The sequence below is a fragment of the Peribacillus sp. NPDC055009 genome (assembly GCF_053608705.1).
Window position 1 is genome coordinate 48,248 of the sequence record NZ_JBSGVZ010000006.1, and the last position, 24,281, is coordinate 72,528.

Sequence of the window (24,281 nt, forward strand, 5' to 3'; positions counted from 1 at the left end):
ACCTGCCTCCCTCCATCCATTATAACCATAGTATTGGTTGGGGATTCCGCTTTGCACCAAAGAATCAATAGGTATCCTCCGAAAATATCCATTAAGAAATAATTAAGGTTCCTTTGGTAACCTGGCCCTATCATGTTTGCAGGAATTATAGGAGGGATAGGCTTTGCTAAAGAAGGGGTTAAAAGAAAAAAGCGTGAAGGTGATCTTGGTTGGTTCTCTTGTAGGGATGGGAACATCCACTTATATGCCCGAGGCATGGGCTGCGGAAGGCGCGTCTGTCATTCAGGAAGAGGCACAAACGGTAAATAGTCTTTCAAAGCTAGAAATAGAAGGGATAGAACTGGATCAAAAATTTTCGGAAGATGTACACGATTATAGTTCGGCAGTGGGGAATGATGTGGAAAAGATCACATTGCTTGCAGCAAGTCCTAACGAGAATGCAGCCATATACGTGAATGGTGTAAAAATGACAGATGGTAAAGTGAAGGATTTAACTCTTCAAACTGGCATGAACACGTTTAAAATCACCGTCAGCGATGGGGAAAATGAAACGGTTGCGTATACTCTCAAGGTCGAAAAACTTGAAAGTGATGATAACCTTTTAACATCGATTGGATTATCAAAAGGCTCATTAACATTCGATTCTAAAGTGACAGCTTATAATGCTTCAGTTGAAAATGAAGTCCAGTCCGTTACGGTAACTCCAACATTGAGTGACAGTACCGCAATTGTAAAGGTGAATGGAAAGGATGCTACCAATGCCGGTGTAAAGGTCACACTTCCAGTCGGTAAGACAACGGTGAAGATTATCGTTACAGCAGAAAATGGAGATGAAAAAACCTATACGCTAACGATTACACGGGCTGCAGCCAAGGTAACCGAATCGAAAGGTGCTCCTAAAGAGAGTGAAGTTCAAAAGGAGCCATCCACAGAAACAAGTAATGCTCAACCTTCCTCGGATAAGGGGAATAAATCATCTTTAACATCAACAGAATCTTCGGATAATGGGAATAAATCACCTTTAACATCAGAGGAATCCTCCAATAATCTAAAACTAAGCAGTGGTGTCAGCCAAGTGCCGAAAGCACAGCAAATTGAAAGTAATTCAACACAAAAACTGAAAACGGATTCTATAGAGAAGGCAGCGTCAGCAGATTCTTTAGGCGAGGAAGGCAATAATGCACCAGTGTTAAACAATCTGACAATATCAACCGGAGTATGGAACAAAACTTTTGAATCTAATGAGCATACCTATCATATCGAGGTCGATAATGATATTTCTTCAGTCGAAATGGATGCAGCGACAAATGCCAGCGGAGCAACGATTGAATATGACGGTGAGAGCAGTAAACAAGTGAAGATCAATGATAAAGCGAAGACGGCCATATCCGTTACCGTTTCAAAGGTTGGGGAGCGCCGTACTTACGTCCTTGTTTTCGAAAAGGATATGGATGTGGAGATGGATGAGGAAGAAACCGTGGATGATGTCAAAACAAAAGAGGCGGAGGAAGTTGAGGCTGCACAAATGAGTACGGCTGGCAAGAATGTGAGCGATACATCGAAAGATACAGAAGGCCAGGTTAATGTGATACAGCCTGTCGAGCCTGTGTCATTCTTTGGGAATATAAAGGATTTCTTCACCTCCCTGTTTAAATAGAATCGTTCTGAATCCTGCAAAAAAGGACAAGGTTTAGGCTTGTCCTCGGATTCAAAATTTTATGGGCAAAATGATTTGGATCTCGGTTCCATAGTTTAGTTCGCTGTTAAAGCGGACCTTTCCCCGATGCGCTTCGATGATTCGGCAACTGACTGTCAGTCCTAATCCGGTTCCTTTTTCTTTAGAAGAATAGAAAGGTTCTCCGAGATGCTTTATCCGGTTTTTTTCAATTCCGCTTCCATTATCTTTGATGGTGATGGAAAGGTTATTATCCATGCGTTCGAAATCAATCCAAATGTGATCGGCGGATGCCTCCATTGAATTTTTGAGCATGTTTATGAAAACTTGTTTTAATTGGTTTCCCTCACATAAAAGAAGCGGTATTTCGTTTTTAACACATATTGATATTTGGGTGGGGTACGAGTCCGCCTCTGGTTTCAACAAGGTTTTGACATCATTCATCAGGTCGATGATTTGATGTTTGCTGAATGGAAGTTCCTGTGGTTTCGCCAGAACGAGTAACTCACTTACAATAAGATTGATTCGATCCAACTCACTTAACATGATTGTGTAGTATTGTTCATAGGGATGGTCGCTCTTTTTAAGCAGCTGGACGAAACCTTTTAAAGAAGTCAACGGGTTTCGTACCTCGTGGGCCACACTTGCGGCAAGTTCGCCGACTATCGATAATTTTTCGGTTCTTCTTAAGCGGGCTTCGGTTTCCCGGATTTGAGTGACCTCTTTAGCATAAGTAATGATTCCGACTAAATCCTCGCCAACCATCATCGGGACAAACGTACAAGAAAGTAAGATGGAATTCCCGTACTTCGTCAGGAATTCTATATCTTTACCTTTTTTGATTCCCTTATGGTTTTCCATGACATATTGGCAAGATGTACGGATCAATTCCGCATCTTCTGCTGAGAAGTTCAAATTAATGAATGAGGCTCCATGTATTTCTTCCTGTTGAAAGCCTGTTACCGTTTCAAATCTAGGATTCACCGTCGTGATTATTCCGTTTAAATCAAGCATCAGCATCGGATATGGGTTGTGTTCAAACAATGATTTATAGCGTTGTTCACTTTCGAATAATTGATTCTCCGCGACAACCCTTTCAGAAATATCCCTGCCAATGACGACTAAGCCTTTTCGTGAACCATCCTCATTGAACAGGGGAACTTTGATCGTATCAAAGGTCTTGTGATTGCCATCGGGAAGAGGGATGATTTCCTCACACCGTGTGATTTCCCCTTTTACCCACGTTTCTTCATCGGAAACTTCACAGTAGATCAACGACTCTTTATAAAATTCGGAGTATTCGGCGAGCTCACTGTCTCTTTTTCCCTTATAATCTACATGCTCCAATTGAAATAATTGCAGCCCGAAGGTATTGGATTCAAGCCATCGGCCATCACCATCCTTGAAGTTAACGAAATCAACCATCGAATTGATGAGTGTACGCCGACGTTGTTCCGCCTCTTTTAATCGTTTGAATTCTTCCCTTTTAGCTAAATAAAGATATAAGACCAAGCCTATTGATAAAAGGAAAACAAAGCCTTCCACTCTTTGCAGTTGAACGAAGACTTCCTTGTTTTGGATATTTGTAGTTAAAAAATAGTCGAATACGACTAATGTAAGAATCCCGGATAGGATATATATTGCTAAGATGGAGCGTTTGGACATGGAGATTCTCCCTGATTTTAGACATTTCAAAGGTAAAATTACATACACATTTTAACAAACTATCGAAAAAAAATATATGCAGAATCCTAAATAAAAAAACAGGGGCCAATGTGGTCACCTGTTTTTTCTGAAGAAGGTAAGTTTCTTTTTCTTTTTTGTACGCTTATAGATAATGAAAAATAGTAAGAAGAGGAGTGCGAGTGCAGCTAGCGTATATTGGTTCATTTCAACAGATAGCAGTCCATAGGGAATCAGCGATAGGAAGAAAAAGTATATAAGGTTGCCAAGCGCCGTTGCTAATAAAAAATCCTTGAACGTGACAGTGCTGACTCCAGCTGCCAAGTTAATTAAGCTTGTTGGGATAAGCGGGAAAATCCTTCCTGTAAAAACGTACATGAAGCCATGCTCCACAACGGTTTCCTGCCATTTTTCACCAATCTTCTTTAAGAGAAGCTCCTGAAACCAGTTTCTTGCTGCATAAAAAATGAATCCTGAGGCAACAACACTTGTAAACCAACTCCATAGATAGCCATATATGAATCCGAATATCGTGACATTGATAGTCAGGAGCAAAATTAAGGGGATGATTGTAAAAGAATTTTGTACAAACATCAATACGAATGTCACAATAAATGTAAGCAGAAGGTTTTCCTTCAATATACCAATAACAGAATCCAGGTCACTTTTCCAAACCAAAGTGAACAGCTCAGCATTAGAGTATATAAATATTGCGATTACAAGTAGACCTATTATGGTCAGGACTTTTTTCAAAGGGCCACCACCATTCTTACTAATAGTTTATCATTTTCGAGTTCATTGGTGAAAAAAAAGAGCTGCCGCATCATGCAGACAGCTCTTTTCCATTATAGTGGCCTAACGGCGCGAAGATTCCTTTTAAAGCCACTTTTCAAACTGAATTCTTTTGTTCATTCCATAAATGATTGGCGCTCCGATCAGGAGGACGACGAACTCACCGACAGCTGTAGTCATCCAGCTTAGCCAGAATGGCAAGCCAAAGGCAAGGTTCAGTTCAATTGCAATTAAAAACATTGTGAACGTGAAAAAGATAATCGTGGCGATCATCCGTCCTTTAATGCCTTTTATGAAACGAGAAATATAAATGACAAGCAATAAGGCGAGCAGGGATTGCCCCACCCCAAAAATCAAATCATATGGCACCATCGGCGAAAAGAGCAGATTCGATATGAAGACCCCGCCAACGATACCGTAGATATACTTTTTATTGAATACAATCAGATGATTCAACATTTCCGGTACACGGAATTGGAACATCTCAAAAGCTATTGGTTTAAACACCAATGAGACCGCCACATACAAGGCAGCCAATAACCCGTTTATCACGAGTGTACGAACATTCATTTTACTCTCTCCCTAGTTTTTTATCGTGGGATGGTTACGAACCACGTGTAGGCGTTTACCCGATTATTAATAGTATCCCATGTACGCTTGTTTCGTCAATTTGTAAAGAATGGTTTTAATTTATTAGTTTACCCAGTAGAAGTAGCACAATAGGATTTTGATTTATTGCAATGAAGGATGATATTATTTCAATATGTACGTAAAAGGAGTGAATATAAAATGTCGATCGAGAGTGTCAAAAGCCATTTTAAACAATGGAATCGGGAAGGCGACGTAAAGGAGTTCGAAACATCGAGTGCTACGGTGATTGAGGCAGCGGAAACCATCGGTGTTATCCCAGCGCGGATTGCTAAGACTCTTTCCTTTAAAGGGGAAGGTGAACACGCGATTTTGGTAGTTGCCGCAGGGGACGCTAAAGTGGATAATAAGAAATTTCGTCAGACATTCGGTTTCAAGGCACGAATGCTTTCGCCTGAAGAAGTGCTTGCACAGACCGGCCATGCAATCGGAGGCGTTTGCCCGTTTGGTCTGGCAAACGATTTAGCTGTTTTTCTTGATGTATCGATGAAGCGCTTCGAGTCATTGTTTCCGGCTTGCGGCAGTGCGAACTCTGCAATAGAACTTACACTCGCTGAATTGTTTGAATATTCAGGTGCGAAGGAGTGGGTGGATGTTTGTAAGGGTTGGGAAGAAAAGGAGAATGAGGAAACGGCGGTAGGCAATGCAGTTGATGTCATTTGATTAATGTGTCAAAAAATTAGATTCACATGATTGGGATTGAGTCCACTGCAGTGGACTTTATTTGTGGGGGCCGCATGCATTTCTATGATTAAAGCGGAAAACGGGCAGAAAGTGTTCCTGAGCGGAGGTTGAAAGATGTTAAATGGAAGCGTAAGAAAAAGCAATAGCAGCTATCTTAGTCTTAAAACTCTTTATGAAGAAAATATAACGGTTAAGAGCATTGCCCAGGAGCTTGAGTTTTGCCATAAAAATGATCTGGCGCTGGATATTCAGAAAGCATTGGAAAAAAAGAATTTTGATATATTGGCTGTCCAAGATCAAGGGGAAATCATCGGGTATATCGAAAGGGAAGAACTAGGTGAAGGAAGTATTTCTGAATATATGAGAAACTTTTCACCAAGGGAAATGGTTTCGGACTCAACCCCTTTGATCCAGCTTCTCCATATTTTCAAGAATAAAACAAGGGTGTTCGTATTGGAGAATAATTCAATTAAAATGTTGATTACCCATGCCGACCTTCAAAAGCCTCCGATCAGGATGCTGATATTCGGATATATTACCTTATTGGAAATGAGGATGAGCGATATCATCCTGGATAGATTCGGCGATGGCAGCTGGTATCCAATGATCAGCGAAGACCGTTTAGAAAAGGCAACCGAATTATATAGAAGGAGAATTGATAAAAATGAGGATATCAATATAATAGAGTGCCTGCAAATCAGTGATAAATTCGATATTATACATAAAGATAAAGAATTGAGGCACTTCTTCCAAATCCCTTCGAAAAGTAAAGGGAAGAAGGATGCGAATGCCATCCGAAAGTTACGGGATAAGATTTCCCATGCTAATGAACTGGGTCTGGACATGTCATGGATGGAAATCATCGAGGTTGTCGAGTCCTGCGGCCGACTGCTCGAAATCTCTGAATCCTATCCTTACGAAAAATAAGATCCGGCTAATCATGCTGGTTCTTTTTTAGCTCATCCAGACAGAAAAAAACTGCCCATATCAGGCAGTCTCCCCGAAATTTCAAAACTCCGGCAGTTGATCCAGGTTATTTTCCTTTATCCCATCGGGCTCACTCCGCAATATGTCACGTCCATATTTATGAAAGACGTCAACATTGGCCAGGTTGCCCGCCTTTGCTTCCGCAAGGGCTGTGGGGTAGTCGAGTTCGCGGCCGGAGTTCGTCTTGATGGCGATAATATTGTCCTCTTCATTTTTCCTTACGGCGATGATTTCTTCTTTTCCTGCTGAATCAGGTTGGTTTGCTTGCGGTGTTCCCTGCTGTTTATATGATTCATAGGCTTTTTCAAATTGGTCCATGTATTAGACACCTCCTATTTATAGGGTGAGCCATTTTTTCTGCAATATACAAACCGGATTTCGTCCAACTTGAGCCGTTAATTCGTCCAAATGGGCCGATTTTTCGGCACTTTTTTTTGTGATTGCTGTCTTATTGGCCTTTTTGCAGTGGCATGGCACTTGCATCTATTTTAGGTAGTGTAGTAGTGCAAATTTAAGTAGTAGCAAGAAATAATATCCACTGAATTAAGGGAGGAATATGAATCATGAATGTAAAACAAGGGGCAAGCACTGTAAATGCAAAACAACAGGTCAAGACAATGAAAGCGGCGGTCGTCAATGAATTTAACCAAAAACTTGAGATTAAAGAAGTACCCATTCCGGAATTGGAGTATGGTGAGATATTAGTGAAAATTAAAGCCTGTGGCGTGTGTCATACCGATCTACATGCGGTACATGGTGATTGGCCGGTAAAACCCAAGCTTCCGCTCATCCCCGGACATGAGGGTGTGGGCATTATAGAAAAGGTGGCAGAAGGCGTAACTTCCTTGAAAGTGGGTGACCGTGTTGGGATCCCTTGGCTTTATTCAGCCTGTGGCGATTGTGAATATTGTCTGACCGGCAGGGAAACGCTTTGCTTGGATCAATTGAATGCAGGCTATTCCGTGGACGGCGGGTATGCGGAATATTGTAAAGCACCTGCCAAATATGTGGTGAAGGTTCCTGAAGGGCTTGACTTTGCGGAGGTATCACCGATTTTCTGTGCAGGTGTAACGACGTATAAAGCGCTTAAGGTATCAGAAGCAAAACCTGGTGATTGGGTAGCGGTTTATGGAATTGGCGGATTGGGACATGTTGCCCTGCAATACGCGAAAGCGATGGGCTTTAATGTCATTGCTGTCGATATTCAAGATGATAAGCTTGATCTGGCAACGGAACTGGGGGCGGATTACACGGTTAATGGGCTTAAGACAGATCCTGTACAGGCCATAAAGGATAAAGTTGGCGGTGTGCAGGCATCTATTTCTGTAGCGGTTACGAAAAAAGCATTCGAACAGGCTTACAGTTCTGTCAAGAGGGGAGGCACACTTGTCGTAGTCGGATTGCCGAATGATGAACTTCCAATCCCGATTTTTGATACAGTGTTAAATGGGGTAACTGTAAAAGGGTCCATCGTCGGGACGAGAAAAGATCTACAGGAAGCTGTTCAATTTGCGGCTGAGGGTAAAGTCAGAACGAATATTGAAACAAGAAAGTTAGATGAAATCAATGACGTGTTTTCAATGATGGAAAAGGGAGAAATCAACGGACGCATCGTATTGACGCTAGAATAGTAACAGAGGAGGAAGCCCTGGAACGGGGCACCCTCCTTTTTATTATGTCTGGCTCTTCTCATTTAATATATAGCGCAATTTCCTTATGGATATTTGCAAGCGTTTGGCAGCTTCATTCCGGTTGCCGTAGGTTTTTTGCAGTGCCTGCATGACGAGCTCCTTTCCAATTTTCGATTGAAGCTGTTTGATTTCCGTAAGGATTTCTTCAAGCATCAGTTCATCCTTCTCATTAAAATCGGCCACCAGTCTTTTTCGCCACTCTTCAAGAAGGTTTTCTGTTGACTGAATCTCATTAAGGGACACATTTTTGTCAGTGGTGATCTGGCTGTTGGATAGAGAGATATCATTGGCGGTTATTACCGACTTATTGTCTGCAAGAGTTAGCGTGCGCATGACCACATTAGAAAGTTCGCGTATGTTGCCTGGCCAGTTGTATTGCTGTAATTTTTCAATGGATTCATTTGAAAATGAAATATCTCCATGACCATTTCTCTCAATCAAGTGACGGACAAGCAAGGGAATATCCTCTTTTCGGTTCCTTAATGGCGGGATATCCAGAGTCACGACGTTCAGTCGGTAAAATAGGTCTTCCCGAAATTTATTCTTGTCCACGGCCTGCTGCAGGTTTTCATTGGAGGCTGCCACTAACCGGGCGTTCGTCCGTAATGTCCCGCTGCTGCCAACCCGCATGAATTCCCGTGTTTCCAAAACCCGAAGCAATTTGACTTGAATGGCGGGACTCGCATCCGCAATTTCATCAAGGAAAAGCGTCCCGTTGCCTGCAATTTCGAAAAAACCCTTTCGCAGCTGGGTCGCTCCTGTGAAAGCTCCCTTTTCATGACCGAATAATTCGCTTTCCAGCAGGGATTCAGAAATCGCTCCGCAATTGATGCCGATAAAAGGTTCATGGTTCCGGGGGCTGGCAATGTGGATGAAGCGGGAAAGCACTTCTTTTCCGCTTCCGGTTTCTCCTTCAATTAATACATTGACGGATTTTTGGGCCACCTTGAAAGCCGTTTCAATCAAATTCTTCATTAAAGGACTTTCTCCGACAATGAGTCCTGAATCCTCGGCTAGCTTATGAATGAAATGCTGATTCAAAGCTTCATTTTCATTTAATAGGTTGTCAATCTGCCTTTCCAGTACTTCAATATCCACGAAGGGTTTTTCCATGTAATCACTCGCGCCGAGCTTCATTGCATCAACAGCGGTCTTGACGGTGCTGTATCCGGTCATTATCAGTACCTTGCAACGTGGCTGCAGTTGTTTTAGATGCTGCAGGAGGGAAAGTCCATCACAATCCGGAAGCTTCAAATCTATCATTGCGACATCAAAACGCTGCTGATTCCAATCGATCTCATGAAACTCCTTGCCGCTATTCACAACTTGTACGAGGTAACCTTTCATCGTAAAAAGGCGGGATAGAAAAGTCCCAACCTCTTTCTCATCGTCTACCACAAGTAAATGAACCACCTTACCATCCCCTTTCCTCTCCTTGTAAGGGAAGCCTCAGGAAAAAAGTGCTTCCTTGTCCTGGCGTGCTCAATACGTCGATCTTTCCGCCATGGTCTTTGGCGATGCCGAGGCTTACAGACAGCCCCAAACCTGTACCTTTTTCACGGTCTTTGGTCGTATGAAAGGGATGGAATATGAAGGGCAGGCGTTCTTTTTCAATCCCCGTTCCGTTATCAGTCACCTGAACCACCATGAACTTGTTTTCTGTATAGGTAGTGATCGCAATTGATTTTTCCGTTTGGGCGGACTCATCCAATGCGTCCTTGGCATTCAATAGCAAGTTGATGATGATCTGTTCTATCTGCGGCTGGCTGCCCTTTATGAAAGGAAGGTCTTCCTGAAGGGTAAGATGGAGGGAGATTTGCTTCTTCCCAAGTTGGAACTTCAATAGGTTCAGAACCTGGTGAATGGCTTCGTTAATAGAGTAATAGTGAAATCTATACTCATCCTGCCTTGAAAAGGTAAGTAGGCTTTTCACTATTTGCCTGCATCGGTCTCCGCAAATCTTGATATCGTCCAATAGCATATAATCCAGATTGTCCTGTGGGGTTTTCCGTAGTAAAATTTGCGAGTTACCAAGAATGGCCGTTAATGGGCTATTCAATTCATGGGCAATCCCTGCTGCCATTTCACCAATCGCCCCAAGTTTCCCGGCATGCAATAGCTGGACTTCCATCTGTCTTCTTTCGGTGACATTTTTATAATAAGCAATGACCCCATATACTTGATGCTCCTTATTCTGAATCGGGTAAGCATGCATTTCCAAGATGGTATCATGATGAAGGAGAATTTCCTGAAACCCTGGCTTATTACACGTAAAGGTATCTTGAATCAAAGATTGGGATTTTACAATTAAAGCAAGCAGGTCGGAAAAGTCCCTGGCTGAATCATTGGATTGATAGACCGTTCCTTTGTGATCAAAGACGATGATCATATCCTCAACTGCCTTGAATGTATCCTCCCACTCCTGTTTGGAATGAAGAATTTCCTTATAAAGCTGGGCATTCTCCAAAGTTAACGCAAGCTGGTTGGATAGTTGCTCAAGAAATTCGAGTTCATCTTCATGCCATGTTTTCTTTTTCTTCCTGCCGAAAGTCCAAATTCCGATTTTTTTACTTTTTCCGTATAAAGGGACTAATAGAAGTGATTCGATTTCAAGGGATAATAGACGTTCCTTTTCTGGGAATTCCGGTAACCGTTTAACTTCCACCTGAATCGGCTGTTTGTCCTTCAAGGCGGATGAGAAATCCTGAAAAGGGTGTAACAAGTTTTTGGGATCCAGCTCAAGTTCGCAGTGACCATTAGGGCAGATGTGGAGCAGGGCAGGTTCTTCCTCATACAATATGACAAAATGACTGTCATCGAAGGTAATGAGCTGCTTAAGTTTTGCAATAACATTTCGGAGAATCTCTTGGATGTCGATGTCCATATTCATATTTTTAGTGATGTCATTCATGATTTCAAGCTGCATATTTTTCTTCTTCAGCTGATCCACGGTTTTCTTAAGTTCCGTGTAATACGTTTTCTTTGAAGATTTAACGCCTGTCATTAAATCTATCATTTCAAGTTTGTTCATGCTTTTCACCTCTTATAGGGCTGTAAGAAGCAGCTGATTTATCTGTTCTAATGACATATCACGAGGATTTGTGATCATGCAGGCATCCTCAAGAGCGGTCATCCCAATGGGATCTATCATTTCTTTCGTAATGCCGACATCACTTAAACTCTTGGGAGCCCCTATATCCTGTGATAATTCCCTTACAAAGCTAATGGCTGCCATTCCTGCTTGCTGCTCGGTCAATGCCCGTGTATCGATGCCCATGATGTCGGCAATCTCGCTGAATCGCCTTGGTGAGGCAATTCGATTGAAATCCATGACATGGGGAAGGAGTATCGCATTGATTTCACCATGTGGAAGGAGGTACTTGCCGCCTAGGGCATGTGAAATGGCATGGGCAGCTCCCAAAATGGCATTGGAAAAAGCCAGTCCAGCCTGCAGGCTCGCCATCGCCATCGCTTTTTTTGCTTCCTCATTATGCCTGGATGCAACAGAGGGGCGTAAGTGGCGGGAAACGATGGAAAGCGCGTTTTTAGCTTGTACATCTGTCAAAGGTGTCGCAGCGATTGAAACATAGGATTCAATGGCGTGTGTTAAAACATCCATTCCCGTAGCTGCTGTCAAATCCGGTCCCAAGGTGGTTAAGGTACCAGGATCGACTATTGCAATATCGGGAACGAGTGATTTTGAAATGATCGTCATTTTTTTCTCGCGGAATGAATCGACGATCACCGAAAACTGGGATACTTCCGAACCCGATCCTGCAGTGGTCATGATCATCACCATGGGCGGGAGGGGAGAGTGGACTTTATCAACACCTTCATAATCACTGATGATGCCGCCATTCGTTACTAAAAGGGCAACCCCTTTGGCAACATCCAAAGCACTGCCTCCACCCAACCCGATGATGGCATCACATTCTTGTTCTTTAAATGCCAAACAGCCGGCCTCGATCTCCCTGTCCTTCGGATTGGTCGTCATTTCAATGAAGGTAGCAAAAGCAAGTCCTGCATCTTGGCAGGATTCAATGACTTTATCTAACCATCCAGCATTGGCCACCCCGGAATCGCTTACGATCAGCGCCTTTTTGGCACCCAGCCGCAAGCAGGCCTCGCCAGCTTGTTCAATCGAACCTTTTCCAAAAATCACTTCCGGCATCACGAATTTAGTTATCGACATCTTTGCGCCTTCTCCCTGTAGAAATTCTATCTCTTCTGTATTATTTTCCCGAAAAAGAGCGAAAATCCTGTTTGGATTACAGGTATTTTTATATAATATGACAAAATATCGATTGATATAGAACTTTCGGCACGAATCAAACCTCCTGATAATTTCTTGAATTTGTAAATTAGGTACTTTAGACATGCATGAATAGGGATAAACCTACCTAGTTAGTATTTTCTATATATTGTAAAATTATGGAGGAATCTATTAAACTGGGAGGCAATCTATGAAAAAACAATTTCTGTCGGTAACCTTAATCGCAGCATTGACACTCGGGACAGCCGGGACAACAACCGCATTAGCAGCGCCACATTCATCGCCGGTGCTATCCGCGCCATCCACGGACAAGCAAGTCATTAAAAGAATCGATGCCGATAAAATCTACAAGAATATTGAATACCTCTCACAAACACCTCGGGTGGCCGGTTCGGATTCTGAGTATAAAGCCGTCCAATTCATCAAAAAGCAGTTCAAATCCTATGGCTATAAAGCCGATATTGAAGAGTTCAATTTTTTATCTTATACAGATCCAAATCTGGTCGAGCTATCCGTTGATGGATTCGATGGGGAAATCCAAGCGAACCATTTAACCTATTCAGTTAATGGGGACCTATCCGGTGAAGTGGTATATGCCGGTTTAGGAACGAAAGAAGAGCTTGGGGAAACCGATGTTGCAGGGAAGATTGCCCTTATACAAAGAGGCAGCCTCACTTTTGCAGAGAAAGTATTGAATGCAGCAGAAAAAGGGGCAGCGGGAGTCATCCTATTCAATAATGCAGAAGGGGAATTAAACGGGACACTCGGAGAGGATAATGACAAGTATATTCCATCCGTCACGATAACCAAAAAGGATGGAGAAGCACTTCTGGAAAAACTGAATGCTGGAGTTAAATTGACAGCATCATTAAAAATTGAAGGAGCTTATTCCGGAGAAAAAACCTCTTATAATGTAGTGGCTACGAAAAAGGCAACAAAGAGCAATAAAGCAAAAAAGAACGATATCATTTATATTACTGGCCATCATGATTCCGTCGCAGGAGCACCCGGAGCGAATGATGATGCATCAGGAACATCCGTCACCCTTGAACTTGCACGTGTTCTGAAGAATCTTCCTACAGATACGGAAATTCGTTTCGTCACCTTTGGGGCAGAGGAAAATGGATTGCTGGGTTCACAGCATTATGTGAGCAATCTCCCTGATGATGATATCAAGCGGACCATTGCCAACTTCAATCTCGATATGGTGGGAAGCAAGGATGCCGGAGATTTGGTCATTTTGACTAATGATGGAGAAATGAACCTTGTAACCGAGCTGGCCCAGGCATCAAGTACAAGATTGAATGGTGAGCCGACTCCATATGGACAAGGCGGGAGAAGTGACCATGTATCCTTTGCTGAGGCTGGGATACCCGCTGCTTTATTCATCCACAGTCCATCAGAGCCTTGGTATCATACTCCTGATGATACCATTGATAAACTCTCAAAAGAAAAGCTTCAGGATGTTGCTGAAATTGTCGGTACCGCTGTATATGACCAAGCTAAAATCGAAGCTAAAAAACCTGATCTCAATCATAAAAAAGGGAAAAAGGTGAAAGTTCCGCATTTATTTGACGAAAAGGAATTCAAATAATGCTGTAAATATTCAGAGGGTGCAGCCTGCACTCTCTTTTTATGTTTAAAAATGGAAAATCGGGGGGTGAAAAGTCCAATCTGGAATTGGTGCGTGTGGGATGAATTCCCTAAACATCTAGCATAAATAGCTTATTTATCCCTATTTAACTCTAAGACTATAATCCTTATAATAAAAATTATGAAAAATATGACAGTCTACATAATGAGAATAGTATGTTTGAGGTGATTTTTTAAGTGTATGCAAATTCATTGAGTGAAATACACTCAGCCCTTTCCAGTAAAATGTCCGATGTGAATGAAAAAATCAACCGTTTGGAGCATGCAAAAAGTCAAATCAAGGTAGAACAGAATGCTTGTCTTGGGGAAATCGCTAAAATTAAAAATCCGGACTTGGCAAAAAGCTGGACGGGAAACCGTGCAGAAGACTTTCAAGATGCCCGTATTGATGCATACAAGGCAATGTCAACGATCATTCATGATGATTATGACGACTATCAAGAGAAAATCGACGGTAAAATCATGATACTTAATATAGAGAAAAAGGCTCTGAGTGCAGCAGGTACGATAGCACATGAAGCGGATGTTCTTTTAGGCAAAGGAGAAGCCGTCATAGATCAATTGGAAAGCAAAATATCATATTTAAAAGGGTGGTTGTTTTAATGACGACAATCAAACTGAATCATCCTGCCGTAACGAAGCAAGTCGATCAGGTGAAGACGGCACTTGGTACAGTTACGCTTGGAAATTTGCCGGCAGGCGAGCTTGGCAATAATAAATTGGAATTCACCTCGAAATGGATCGACCGCGAAACGAACCTGGAGAAGGTCTTCGAGCAATATATCAAAATCGTCCAGAAAAATGTGGAAGATACCCGTGCCAACATTGACTTATTAAAAGAACAGGACGAAGCCATTACCCATACGTCTTCACATGGGTATCAGCGATGAAGATATATGAAGCCGAGACATTGACGGCCGCAACCAGGTCGCGCGCCAAGCAATATGAAGAACTAAAGAAGGAAGTTACAGCCCTGAAAAAGGAATTTCAGGGCATCGTCGGCCTGGATAACGAGTTTCAGGGAGCCGGTGCTACTGCCATCAAAAGCTTCTATGAAGCGCAAATCGAGGTGGCGGATGCCTGGATGGAGCTATTCACGACCCAAATCAGTTTTTTGGAAGGCATACCGGCCACCCTGGAAGAAGCGGACCTCTCCGGAAATACGGTGGTCGAGGTTCCCTTTTTAGATGGCGAAGTCTCGAACGGAATCAACCAAGCGAAATCGCTTGTCGATGAACAAGCGAACGATCTCCAAAGGATCCTGAACAGCATTGACGATATCCTGCCTCTTGATATGTTCGATCAAAAGGACTTTAATGAAAAAATCACGCTGGCCGGACATAGACTGGATGACACCGTGACAAAGGTCGAGAATGTCGACCGGCAATTGGTCGAGGAATATGATGTGTCCGTCGGGCAGGAAAACGTGGCCGTCGGCCTCTTCCGCGCCTTGCTTGATGCCACCAAACAGTACGGCAACGTTTCGCCGATGACATTCAACCAATCGGCATTCAAAAATAGTGACGTCTATCAAGTGAAGGATGAAGTCGCCGGTCAGATGAAAGACTATCAAACCTTCAAAAAGCAGCAAGCAGAAGCCCGGAAAATCGAACAGGAAATGGAAGAACTCGAAAACCGCCCATGGTACGAAAAAGCCTGGGATACGACAAAAACCTTTACAGGGGAATTCACGGGATATTATGATTCAATCAGGGCCTCAACCGGAGTCGATCCAGTAACGGGCCGCAAGCTGTCCGATGCTGAAAGAATCGCAGCCGGCGCCATGGCGGCTGCTGGATTCATCCCCGTCGTCGGCTGGGCCGGCAGGGCCATCAAGGGCGGCAGCGCCATCTACAAAACAGCCAAAGGACTCAACGCAGCGAACCATGCGCTCGATGCCTATAAAACGACAAAAGGCTTTAGCCTCCTCCAGAAAACCGAATACGGAATATATGGACTCCTCGCCGCCAACGGCCTCGGCGAAGCCGTCACCGGCAAAGACATGTTCGGCAACCAGCTGACCGAGGAACAGCGCCAGAACGGACTATTGATGGCACTCGGAATCGGCGGTGTGGCAGGTGCTGCGAAGGTCGCAGATAAAGTATCAAGTGGTACAAAGTTCGTCCCTTACAGCAAGGAATTTGCGCAAAAGCAGGTTCAAAAGGTTCAAGCTACAATAACAGACATAGCGAGATCAGGAAAAACCACGTTAAAAAATATAGGTGAAGCAATCGGTAAAAAAGAAATCCCTAAACGGATAAGTATGGAACAAGTATCCCTCGCAGGAGGACCAACCCTTCCCCAAGTTGTAATGGAAAAGCAGACAATTAAGGAAGCCTATCAGAAATTTACTGTGAAGGATAGCAAAGTAGAGGGTGTTTCAAGGGAGAGTATTCCTAAGGGTACGGATGAAGTTACACCTAAAAAGAAAACTGTACCGGATTGGCTTAAAGAGCGATGGGAAGCAGGTAATAATTTTAATAAGGAAAATCGTCCTCGTTACCCTTATAATGAGGTAGAGTTGGAAGCGAAAGAAGTAGGCGGCAAAAAGTACGTAGTTGATTCATATGCACCCAATAAGGAAATAGTATCGAGAAAATTCACTCAACTTAGTGAAGTTCAGGAAAAGACAGCTAAGAGTTACTTAAATGAAATTACAAAAAAATATCCTTCAGGCTCTAAAATATCAAATGGCTCTTTTAATCCAAACGCTCTCAAAGGAGGGCGACTTAAAGGTGAATTAATATTAGAAGTGCCAGTTCAAAATAAACTAATTCCGCAAACAATTCTTGATGAAGCAACAAAAAACAGAATTATTATTAAGGATATTAATGGGAAGGTGTATAATTGACTATGAAAGTTTATTATTGTGACGAGTGGTCAGATATCAAAAAAAAGCCTTGGAACATTCTTGATGAACGTACTGCATACACATGCCATCAAAAACATGAACCATATACGGCGGTATTAACTGAAGATGAAAAACCTCAATATATTGTAAATGTAACAAATGAATGGGTTTCGGTAAGTTTTTATGATGATTTCACTCGTAAGTATCTAAATTATGACTTTGAAGTTATGAATGATGGAAAGATTTTTTTAAGAACAGCAATGTATTGGGAATATGATGATGAAACTGATAAGGAAGTAAGTAGCTTGATTTTGGGCTTCCGAGAAGATGGCTATATAGCAATGGAAAAGAGAGACTTTACAACAGGTTCAGTCGAGGAACGCGAAATTAGCGATACCCTTGAAAGAAACTGGGACGTATTTCCTGATTTTGGTCAGTACATTCATTTGTGCAAAGAGGAAAGATAACGGGGCACTCTCCAGTGCCGAAGTTAGATATACAAAAGGTTGTCATTTATCAGTAACACATAAGGCAAGTGAACTAAAGATAAATAAAATATTGAGTTAGACAAAAAGAAAAATGATACTTATAAAATAGAGACTCCATGAAGGTAAAACCATCATGGAGTTTTTTTAAAATGCAATGATAACGAAAAAAGAACGGGAACTGGGCGAGATGACATTTTACATGGCTGGATGTGCAGTTTAATCGGCTAAGAGAGCTTACCGAATAAGGTGCAACTTGTTTTTCTTTTATATGACCTTAACCCAAAAGTTAAGGTCTTTTCATTGTTGATATGAATATGTATCATCTTACGCCATATTTGGCTCTACAGATAATAGGCCGTGAGGACTTAAAATCATATAGATTTACTTAAGGCAAGGTGGCTTAGAAAAAAGTAGCTAGTGGTACAAAGTTCGTCCCTTACAGCAAGGAATTTGCGCAAAAGTAGGTTCAAAAGGTTCAAGTTACAATAACAGACATAGCGAGATCAGGAAAAACCACGTTAAAAAATATAGGTGAAGCAATCGGTAAAAAAGAAATCCCTAAACGGATAAGTATGGAACAAGTATCCCTCGCAGGAGGACCAACCCTTCCCCAAGTTGTGATGGAAAAACAGACAATTAAGGAAGCCTATCAGAAATTCACGGTGAAGGATAGCAAAGTAGAGGGTGTTTCAGGGGAGAGTATTTCTAAGAGTACGGGTGAAGTGTATCCAACTAGACAAATAGATTCAGTAGCAGAAACACATATAATTGATAGAGTGAAAGAGCTAAGAGGGAATTTAACAAGTAGGTATAAGAAATCTGGTAATTTTGCTGTTGCAGAAGTGGATGTCAGTGGGATAAGTAAATCTGAATTTTATGCTCAAAGTAGCATAAATGAACTCAAAGGAAGTCTTGAGGATAAGGTGCCTGATATTTCTTTACAACCTGAAAATCCAATGTTTAAAGCTACAGAAGCAGTTGGTAAAGAGGGAGAGAGTTACTTAAGGAATACAGATACGGAGTATAAAATACTAAATGACATTGCTTCTAGGCTTGGAGAGAATACACAAACTAATGGGGAAATTAAGTTATTTACAGAATTGGATACTTGTGACAGTTGCAATAAAGTCATAGCAGAGTTTGCTGCTAAATATAAAAATATTGAATTAGAAGTCATACACAACAATGGTAATAGAATTATTCCTTAAACTTAATTTTTATTGGAGGAGAAAACTAATGAAAGATTGGGAATATAATGAATTATTTGATGCAATTCAGGAGACATATGAAGAGTTGTTAGATGAAGATAGGGGATATAGGTATGCTATAGCAAAACTAGCTGATGAATTTGATAGATTAGGCAAGATAGAAGATTTTATTGTTGATACTGCTATTGGAGAAATAGCAATCGGCCATGAAAAAGTATTTGTTGGGCGCATTGAAGGTATAACAAAGAGGTTAAGCATGTTTACCCCACAAGAAGCAGAAGCTGACTTAACATTAGAAGAAATACAAGACTTATCGAAACGAATAAAAAAAGTATTAGAAGGACTAAGAAATGCAGAGGTTGATTATAATTCCTCAGCAGAATAGCAGGTGAAATAAAAATATTTAATAATGCAGTTTAACCTTGAGTGGCTAAAGCCATTCGAGGTTTTTTTAATAAAATGGACAGTTTTAAATCTTTGTATGATACCTATGATGGTTAGCAGGTAATTTGGAAATACGAACTGATTTTGCTTTTGTATTTAAATGGAAAGATATTATAGTGGTTGTAGTATAGGTGTTAGCATACATAAAAACAAAGTATGAATTTAATCAATTAGTAGGGCATTTGTTAAGCAAGGGTACTGAGAAATGGTACTTAAACAAAAAGTAGGTGTAATGAATGACAAGCAGAAGAATGGTAGACAGATGGGAAGACGATAGTAAAAGTTTTTTGAGATATAATCTAAAAAAAAGAATGTTACCAAGTCTGTATGGCGGTATTGTTGGAGACTTGCTTGGTGTCCCAGTTGAATTTAAAAAAAGAGGGACTTTCACTATTAATGATATAACGGGATATGGAACCTATAATCAGCTGCCAGGCACTTGGTCGGACGATACTTCATTAACCTTATGTTTAAATGAAAACTTAATTGAAAAAGGCGATTCAGCGGAGCTAATGCAAAAATTCGTTCAGTATATGGAATCTGGCTATTGGACACCACATCATGAAATGTTCGATATTGGCAGAACGACCAGTGAAGCCATAATCAAGTTTAAAAATGGAGACCCAGCGCCAGAATGTGGCGGAAATGCCATGTTTGATAATGGGAATGGGGCGTTGATGAGGATCGCTCCCGTGGCATTTATCCTCTTTAATAACTTTAATTTCATTGAAAAAATCCAAACCATTAAAAGATATACGGAAGTTACACATTCTCATCCGCGTTCTGTGGTAGGTTCCATTATTTATGTCGAGTTTTTACTTAGACTTTATTATAATAATTCTCCTGAAGTTTCAAAAAGGGAAATAAAAGAACTTTTTGATGAGAATTTTGATAAAAATCATATATACCAAAAAGAGCTGCAATACTATTCAAGAATTTTTGAAGAAGGTTTCTTTTCATTACCACAAGAAGAAATTCAGTCAGATGGTTATGTCGTTCATACGTTGGAAGCAGCCATTTGGTGCTTAGGAAATTCAGATTCGTTTAGCGATGCCGTTTTAAAAGCAGTGAATCTAGGGGATGATACGGATACAGTAGGTGCCATTACAGGGACAATGGCAGGTATGTACTATAAAATGGACGACATCCCTAAAGAATGGCTTGAGAAAATCATCAGAAAAGAAGATATTGATGAATTAATTGAGCAATTCCATAGTTTTTGTGCAGATAAAGCAATTAAAGAAGAGTATGGAGATTGATGTAAATCACCCATATAAACATAAAAAACCCCTATAAAATCCTTTATAGGGTTTTTTTATGTCCAGAGTCCAGTTTATGCGATGTTAAACGGAAAGCAAGCAGTTTGATTGGGGGATGGGAAATTAAATAATGGAGTGAGTGGGAAAATGCTAAGAAAAGGTGAGTATACGATCTATAATGGTAAAGAGTATAGATTCATAGAATCTGATTTAGTGGAAGCTATTGAATTAATTAGTAATGATAAAAATGAAATGGACAATGGCTTACTTATTATAAAAAAATATTTACACGAAAATAGTAGGTGTAAATGAAGTTAAAGAATTATATTCTATAAATCCCTATGCTGTATATAAGGGAGAGGTGTTTCCAGCATCACAAGAAAGAAAAACCGGAAAAGTATTGTTGGATACAACAAACACTGAACTTGCTAAAAGGATGGGTTTTGAACGGACAGATAAATATATGTACTCTAAATCTGTAAAATGGGATGAAGTTGAGATAATCGAGGAGAGGAAACCTTATTCATTAGATTAATTTCTTCATTTCAAACGCGATTATATTTATTGTACTATCCCCCTAATGAGCTTTGGCACTGTTTTGTTAAAGGTCTCCTTTGTAGGCGAGTAGATAGGAAGATGAAATTAATGGATAAGAAAAAGCAGTTAATCGATCAAATAAAAGTTGTGATAAATAATCTTGAAAATGATTATTATAATGAAATTACAAGGGGCGTGTTACAACTTATATATAAAAGATATAAGGACGCATTGGATGTAATGGAAAATAATGAAGATATAAGAGAATTAAATATTATAGGCGGCGTAAGGGCTTATATGGATAGTTATAATGACTATCTAAATCCGTTATTAGGAGAATTACATAAAGCTGAAAAATTAAATAGAGAATTACTCAATGCTTGATAAAGTTTGAAAATGGAGGAACCTATGATAAGAAAAGGAAAGTATGCAATACATAATGGTAGCGAGTATAGTTTTAGTCTACTGGAAGATAAGTCTATAAGGTTAATAAGTCATAAATATGCTGATCTATCTCAAGGTTTCAAACATTTAGATGAAAATATCTATATAAAAAATGTTTCTGTAGAAGAGGTAGATTTATTTAAGATAAATTCAAAGGCAATATATAAGGGGGAGTTGTTTCCAGCATCTGAAGAAAGAAAAACTGGAAAAGTATTGTTGGATACAACAAACACTGAACTTGCCAAAAAGATGGGGTTTGAAAGAACAGATAAATATATGTACTCCAAATATGTGGAATGGGATGAAGTGGAGATAATCGAAGAGAGGAAGCCCTATTCGTTAGATTAATTTCCCCGTTAAAAAGCCCTTGAGGTTAAGGGCCTTTTTTATGAGGGTATAAACTAAAGGCAAGAGATCGCCCCAGTTGATTTAGTAATGACAGTATTCTTCCGTTACAATGTCGGCAAAGGTGCCTGGATTATAATAGCTTAAGCAGAGCCTGTGCACCTGTTAGGATAAGTCCTATTATAAAACCACAGACCGCTCCGTTCACACGAATCCATTGTAAATCTTTTCCTACACCATTTTCCATCATATCAATCAGCGTTTCGTTGTCTAGCTTATCTAAATTTTCTTGTACAAGATTGCCGATCTGCGTATGATTATTTTCAATGAGAACAGTAATTTGTTTCTGTATCCAATGATCGATGTGCGTGCTATTTTCTTTTATGTTGTCCAGTACGTGATGAATCATTGGAGTCAGATAAGCATCCATGAAATGTTCATCTTCGACGAAATCCAATGCTTCTTGTTGAATTTGTTGTAGAGTTCCCTTTATTGTCGCCTCAGGCTCCCATTTTGTCAGAAGTTGTTTTTTCCATTTTTCAACTCCTTCTAACAGTTCCCGGTTATGGTTAATGCCTTGTATCTCTTTCCTGATATATAAGATTAAAGCCTCTCTATTTGGTTCTTTCTCGTTTTGTAAATTATTTACGACACTTAATAACAGGTTTTGTATGATATTCCCAAGTTTCTCTTCGTTAAGTAGACTTTGAATGGATTTAACGGCGAACTGAAGCATACCTTCCAGTTCAATCTTACTGAGTACATCCATGGAAACAGTGCCAAGTCGGTGACTGGTTTCTTTTTTTCCTAACCAATCTTCTGCTTTTTTCAAAACATGATCCAAAGCCTTCTTATCAAACTCTTCGTTAAGTAACTGTGAACTTACTAAATGTAGAATCTTGCTCATGTCTATGTTAGAAAGTGATGTTTTAATTTTTTTAGCAACGAAAGGTGTAATCTTTTCTATATCTATATAACCAATCATTTGCTTGATTAATTTAATCAGGACTTTTCTAAAAGTCTCACTTTGAATCTCTTTTACTAAAATAGGGATCAATTTTTCAGTAAAAGGAATATGTTTTACTTTGTCCTGAATGCTTTCCTTAGAAAGCCAGTCGTTTTTTAACATCGAAACAAGTGCATTTGTCATTCTTTTACGATTGTTGGGCAAAAGCGCTGTATGGGGGATCGGTAATCCAAGCGGATGGCGGAATAATGCAGTGACTGCAAACCAATCTGCCAATCCGCCGACTAAACCAGCCTCAAACCCTCCATGTAATAAATCTAACGGCAATGAACCTTGAAATGGAGTGGTTGCAATATAACCTGCCCCCATGATAATTAGTGAATATCTAGCTATTTTTCTTGAAGATTTTATTTTTGGTGACATTATATTCCCTCATCCTTAAAATGATAGTCAATTACTATAACCCGAATCATTAGCAAATTTTATAACTTACTTTCATCTAGTAGTATAGCAGGTAGTTCAAAAAAATAACCACAACAAGGCAGTAAGTTCATTATTTTTGGGCATTGAATATTTGTCATTTTCCCTTGAATGTTCAATATTCAGATGGTTAATTCACAAAAAAAAACCGATTTATTCAATCGGCTTTTTTTTATTGGTTCATCTCCAACATATTATGATGCGTCTGTTTTTATCGAACTATTTTTAACGGTCGCTACTTTGTTCTTATCTTTCATGCGACTGAAAATAAAGGCCAGAACGGAGCCAGATATATTATGCCAAACACTGAAGATGGCACTAGGAACAGCGGCCAAAGGCGAGAAGTGGGCTGTTGCTATGGCTACACCTAAACCAGAGTTCTGCATACCAACCTCCATTGCAACAGCTTTCTGTTTAGCTAAATCCATCCCGCATAAACGAGCAAAGAAAAAGCCGAGTAAAAAGCCAAGAACATTATGAAGAACGACTACTGCAAAAATCAGCAAACCTGTTTTAGCCAGCTGAGCTTGGCTGCCAGCCACTACGGCAGATACGATCAGAACGATGGAAATGACAGATACTAGAGGTAAAGCCTTTGCACCGGCCTCTGCCTGTTTGCCAAAAAACTTTTTGACGATGAATCCAAGCAGCAGTGGGATAATCACCACTTGAATGATCGAAATGAATAACGACCCAATACTGATATTGACCCATTTACTTGCCAAGAGCAGAATAAGCAGGGGCGTTACGATAGGCGCTAGAATAGTGGAAACAGAAGCAATGGCAACTGCAAGAGCAACATTTCCTCTCGCAAGAAACACCATGACATTTGAAGCTGTTCCACTAGGGCAACATCCTACCAAAATAACACCAACAGCCACTTCTTTGGGCAAATCGAACCCTATTGCTAATCCGAATGCCAATAAGGGCATAATGATAAAATGACCTGCTACCCCTAGTGCGACCTCTTTCGGCCGTCGGAATACTTCTTTAAAATCCGCTGCTGATAATGTAAGTCCCATGCCAAACATGACAATTCCTAGTAATGGAACAATATAGTCTCCAATCCATATAAACTGATTAGGTAAGATATACGCAATAACTGCAAATAAAATGACCCATAAGGTAAACGTTTTACCAGCAAATCCGCTGATTTTCTCTACTACTCCCAT

General features: G+C 40.6%; 24 protein-coding genes and 1 riboswitch. Of the genes, 15 read left to right on the plus strand and 9 right to left on the minus strand.

The window, feature by feature from the left end:
- Positions 1 to 163: 163 nt before the first annotated feature.
- A complete protein-coding gene (locus ACWF5P_RS11470) occupies positions 164 to 1,657 on the plus strand; it encodes a cadherin-like beta sandwich domain-containing protein (protein WP_452444890.1) in 1,494 nt (497 codons plus the stop codon).
- A 51-nt stretch (positions 1,658 to 1,708) separates the two neighbouring features.
- Here the strand turns inward: ACWF5P_RS11470 and ACWF5P_RS11475 are convergent, their stop codons facing one another.
- From ACWF5P_RS11475 to ACWF5P_RS11485, 3 genes are all read right to left on the minus strand, one after another.
- The gene (locus ACWF5P_RS11475; RefSeq protein WP_434168367.1) at positions 1,709 to 3,340 is read right to left on the minus strand and encodes a PAS domain S-box protein; all 1,632 of its coding nucleotides are present in this window, start codon (positions 3,338 to 3,340) and stop codon (positions 1,709 to 1,711) included.
- Positions 3,341 to 3,454: 114 nt separating this feature from the next.
- Positions 3,455 to 4,111: a VTT domain-containing protein gene (locus tag ACWF5P_RS11480; protein ID WP_434168368.1), complete on the minus strand. Its 657-nt coding sequence runs from the start codon at positions 4,109 to 4,111 to the stop codon at positions 3,455 to 3,457.
- A gap of 123 nt (positions 4,112 to 4,234) precedes the next feature.
- Positions 4,235 to 4,720 (minus strand): QueT transporter family protein, encoded by a 486-nt coding sequence (locus tag ACWF5P_RS11485; RefSeq protein WP_101224985.1) that lies wholly within the window; start codon positions 4,718 to 4,720, stop codon positions 4,235 to 4,237.
- A gap of 6 nt (positions 4,721 to 4,726) precedes the next feature.
- A riboswitch (PreQ1 riboswitch) is annotated at positions 4,727 to 4,771 on the minus strand.
- 168 nt (positions 4,772 to 4,939) lie between these two features.
- Between ACWF5P_RS11485 and ACWF5P_RS11490 the strand changes: the two genes are divergently transcribed.
- Both ACWF5P_RS11490 and ACWF5P_RS11495 read left to right on the plus strand, forming a co-directional pair.
- A complete protein-coding gene (locus ACWF5P_RS11490; RefSeq protein ID WP_101224984.1) occupies positions 4,940 to 5,461 on the plus strand; it encodes a YbaK/EbsC family protein in 522 nt (173 codons plus the stop codon).
- 135 nt (positions 5,462 to 5,596) lie between these two features.
- Positions 5,597 to 6,409: a hypothetical protein gene (locus ACWF5P_RS11495; protein ID WP_434168369.1), complete on the plus strand. Its 813-nt coding sequence runs from the start codon at positions 5,597 to 5,599 to the stop codon at positions 6,407 to 6,409.
- Between the two features lie 81 nt (positions 6,410 to 6,490).
- Here the strand turns inward: ACWF5P_RS11495 and ACWF5P_RS11500 are convergent, their stop codons facing one another.
- A complete protein-coding gene (locus ACWF5P_RS11500) occupies positions 6,491 to 6,787 on the minus strand; it encodes a DUF3892 domain-containing protein (protein ID WP_101224982.1) in 297 nt (98 codons plus the stop codon).
- 299 nt (positions 6,788 to 7,086) lie between these two features.
- On the opposite strand from ACWF5P_RS11500, the gene adhP reads away from it, so the two are divergent.
- Positions 7,087 to 8,100: an alcohol dehydrogenase AdhP gene (gene adhP, locus ACWF5P_RS11505; RefSeq protein WP_063235775.1), complete on the plus strand. Its 1,014-nt coding sequence runs from the start codon at positions 7,087 to 7,089 to the stop codon at positions 8,098 to 8,100.
- A 42-nt stretch (positions 8,101 to 8,142) separates the two neighbouring features.
- On the opposite strand, the gene ACWF5P_RS11510 is transcribed toward adhP, so the two are convergent.
- The 3 genes from ACWF5P_RS11510 to ACWF5P_RS11520 are packed head-to-tail and all read right to left on the minus strand — an operon-like array spanning position 8,143 to position 12,352.
- Positions 8,143 to 9,573, minus strand: coding sequence for a sigma-54-dependent transcriptional regulator (locus tag ACWF5P_RS11510; protein ID WP_452444891.1), 1,431 nt, complete (start codon positions 9,571 to 9,573; stop codon positions 8,143 to 8,145).
- Between the two features lies 1 nt (position 9,574).
- Positions 9,575 to 11,191, minus strand: a complete 1,617-nt coding sequence (locus ACWF5P_RS11515; protein ID WP_452444892.1) for an ATP-binding protein — start codon at positions 11,189 to 11,191, stop codon at positions 9,575 to 9,577.
- 12 nt (positions 11,192 to 11,203) lie between these two features.
- The gene (locus ACWF5P_RS11520; protein WP_230177928.1) at positions 11,204 to 12,352 is read right to left on the minus strand and encodes an iron-containing alcohol dehydrogenase; all 1,149 of its coding nucleotides are present in this window, start codon (positions 12,350 to 12,352) and stop codon (positions 11,204 to 11,206) included.
- A 271-nt stretch (positions 12,353 to 12,623) separates the two neighbouring features.
- Between ACWF5P_RS11520 and ACWF5P_RS11525 the strand changes: the two genes are divergently transcribed.
- From ACWF5P_RS11525 to ACWF5P_RS11575, 11 genes are all read left to right on the plus strand, one after another.
- Entirely contained in the window at positions 12,624 to 14,027 is a 1,404-nt protein-coding gene (locus ACWF5P_RS11525; protein WP_452444893.1) for a M28 family peptidase, read from the plus strand.
- A 236-nt stretch (positions 14,028 to 14,263) separates the two neighbouring features.
- Positions 14,264 to 14,689, plus strand: a complete 426-nt coding sequence (locus ACWF5P_RS11530; RefSeq protein WP_230177927.1) for a YwqH-like family protein — start codon at positions 14,264 to 14,266, stop codon at positions 14,687 to 14,689.
- Positions 14,689 to 14,976, plus strand: a complete 288-nt coding sequence (locus ACWF5P_RS11535; protein WP_252297165.1) for a YwqI/YxiC family protein — start codon at positions 14,689 to 14,691, stop codon at positions 14,974 to 14,976. Before ACWF5P_RS11530 ends, ACWF5P_RS11535 begins: the two co-directional genes overlap by 1 nt.
- Positions 14,973 to 16,937, plus strand: a complete 1,965-nt coding sequence (locus tag ACWF5P_RS11540) for a ribonuclease YeeF family protein (protein ID WP_452444894.1) — start codon at positions 14,973 to 14,975, stop codon at positions 16,935 to 16,937. The genes ACWF5P_RS11535 and ACWF5P_RS11540 overlap by 4 nt, the downstream gene beginning before the upstream one ends.
- A 2-nt stretch (positions 16,938 to 16,939) precedes the next feature.
- A complete protein-coding gene (locus ACWF5P_RS11545; protein ID WP_141994323.1) occupies positions 16,940 to 17,404 on the plus strand; it encodes a hypothetical protein in 465 nt (154 codons plus the stop codon).
- Positions 17,405 to 17,997: 593 nt separating this feature from the next.
- Positions 17,998 to 18,633, plus strand: a complete 636-nt coding sequence (locus ACWF5P_RS11550; RefSeq protein WP_452444895.1) for a deaminase domain-containing protein — start codon at positions 17,998 to 18,000, stop codon at positions 18,631 to 18,633.
- A 28-nt stretch (positions 18,634 to 18,661) separates the two neighbouring features.
- Positions 18,662 to 19,018 (plus strand): Imm3 family immunity protein, encoded by a 357-nt coding sequence (locus ACWF5P_RS11555; protein WP_402944631.1) that lies wholly within the window; start codon positions 18,662 to 18,664, stop codon positions 19,016 to 19,018.
- A gap of 295 nt (positions 19,019 to 19,313) precedes the next feature.
- Complete coding sequence (locus tag ACWF5P_RS11560; protein ID WP_452444896.1) at positions 19,314 to 20,336, plus strand: ADP-ribosylglycohydrolase family protein; 1,023 nt, start codon at positions 19,314 to 19,316, stop codon at positions 20,334 to 20,336.
- 108 nt (positions 20,337 to 20,444) lie between these two features.
- Positions 20,445 to 20,648, plus strand: a complete 204-nt coding sequence (locus tag ACWF5P_RS11565) for a hypothetical protein (RefSeq protein WP_402944622.1) — start codon at positions 20,445 to 20,447, stop codon at positions 20,646 to 20,648.
- Between the two features lie 333 nt (positions 20,649 to 20,981).
- Positions 20,982 to 21,257, plus strand: a complete 276-nt coding sequence (locus tag ACWF5P_RS11570) for a hypothetical protein (RefSeq protein WP_434168379.1) — start codon at positions 20,982 to 20,984, stop codon at positions 21,255 to 21,257.
- A gap of 24 nt (positions 21,258 to 21,281) precedes the next feature.
- A complete protein-coding gene (locus ACWF5P_RS11575) occupies positions 21,282 to 21,665 on the plus strand; it encodes a hypothetical protein (protein WP_434168380.1) in 384 nt (127 codons plus the stop codon).
- Positions 21,666 to 21,795: 130 nt separating this feature from the next.
- Here ACWF5P_RS11575 and ACWF5P_RS11580 read toward each other — a convergent pair whose 3' ends face one another.
- Together ACWF5P_RS11580 and ACWF5P_RS11585 are read right to left on the minus strand one after the other, a co-directional pair.
- Positions 21,796 to 23,052, minus strand: a complete 1,257-nt coding sequence (locus ACWF5P_RS11580; RefSeq protein ID WP_434168381.1) for a DUF445 domain-containing protein — start codon at positions 23,050 to 23,052, stop codon at positions 21,796 to 21,798.
- Positions 23,053 to 23,303: 251 nt separating this feature from the next.
- Positions 23,304 to 24,281: a bile acid:sodium symporter gene (locus ACWF5P_RS11585; RefSeq protein ID WP_434168382.1), complete on the minus strand. Its 978-nt coding sequence runs from the start codon at positions 24,279 to 24,281 to the stop codon at positions 23,304 to 23,306.

Excerpts from the sequence above, each read along its gene's own strand:
- ACWF5P_RS11475 (WP_434168367.1), bottom strand. The coding sequence starts at position 3,340 with ATGTCCAAACGCTCCATCTTAGCAATATATATCCTATCCGGGATTCTT.
- ACWF5P_RS11485 (WP_101224985.1), bottom strand. The coding sequence starts at position 4,720 with ATGAATGTTCGTACACTCGTGATAAACGGGTTATTGGCTGCCTTGTAT.
- ACWF5P_RS11490 (WP_101224984.1), top strand. The coding sequence starts at position 4,940 with ATGTCGATCGAGAGTGTCAAAAGCCATTTTAAACAATGGAATCGGGAA.
- ACWF5P_RS11495 (WP_434168369.1), top strand. The coding sequence starts at position 5,597 with ATGTTAAATGGAAGCGTAAGAAAAAGCAATAGCAGCTATCTTAGTCTT.
- ACWF5P_RS11500 (WP_101224982.1), bottom strand. The coding sequence starts at position 6,787 with ATGGACCAATTTGAAAAAGCCTATGAATCATATAAACAGCAGGGAACA.
- adhP (WP_063235775.1), top strand. The coding sequence starts at position 7,087 with ATGAAAGCGGCGGTCGTCAATGAATTTAACCAAAAACTTGAGATTAAA.
- ACWF5P_RS11515 (WP_452444892.1), bottom strand. The coding sequence starts at position 11,191 with ATGAACAAACTTGAAATGATAGATTTAATGACAGGCGTTAAATCTTCA.
- ACWF5P_RS11520 (WP_230177928.1), bottom strand. The coding sequence starts at position 12,352 with ATGTCGATAACTAAATTCGTGATGCCGGAAGTGATTTTTGGAAAAGGT.
- ACWF5P_RS11525 (WP_452444893.1), top strand. The coding sequence starts at position 12,624 with ATGAAAAAACAATTTCTGTCGGTAACCTTAATCGCAGCATTGACACTC.
- ACWF5P_RS11535 (WP_252297165.1), top strand. The coding sequence starts at position 14,689 with ATGACGACAATCAAACTGAATCATCCTGCCGTAACGAAGCAAGTCGAT.
- ACWF5P_RS11540 (WP_452444894.1), top strand. The coding sequence starts at position 14,973 with ATGAAGATATATGAAGCCGAGACATTGACGGCCGCAACCAGGTCGCGC.
- ACWF5P_RS11545 (WP_141994323.1), top strand. The coding sequence starts at position 16,940 with ATGAAAGTTTATTATTGTGACGAGTGGTCAGATATCAAAAAAAAGCCT.
- ACWF5P_RS11550 (WP_452444895.1), top strand. The coding sequence starts at position 17,998 with ATGGAACAAGTATCCCTCGCAGGAGGACCAACCCTTCCCCAAGTTGTG.
- ACWF5P_RS11555 (WP_402944631.1), top strand. The coding sequence starts at position 18,662 with ATGAAAGATTGGGAATATAATGAATTATTTGATGCAATTCAGGAGACA.
- ACWF5P_RS11560 (WP_452444896.1), top strand. The coding sequence starts at position 19,314 with ATGACAAGCAGAAGAATGGTAGACAGATGGGAAGACGATAGTAAAAGT.
- ACWF5P_RS11570 (WP_434168379.1), top strand. The coding sequence starts at position 20,982 with ATGGATAAGAAAAAGCAGTTAATCGATCAAATAAAAGTTGTGATAAAT.
- ACWF5P_RS11575 (WP_434168380.1), top strand. The coding sequence starts at position 21,282 with ATGATAAGAAAAGGAAAGTATGCAATACATAATGGTAGCGAGTATAGT.
- ACWF5P_RS11580 (WP_434168381.1), bottom strand. The coding sequence starts at position 23,052 with ATGTCACCAAAAATAAAATCTTCAAGAAAAATAGCTAGATATTCACTA.
- ACWF5P_RS11585 (WP_434168382.1), bottom strand. The coding sequence starts at position 24,281 with ATGGGAGTAGTAGAGAAAATCAGCGGATTTGCTGGTAAAACGTTTACC.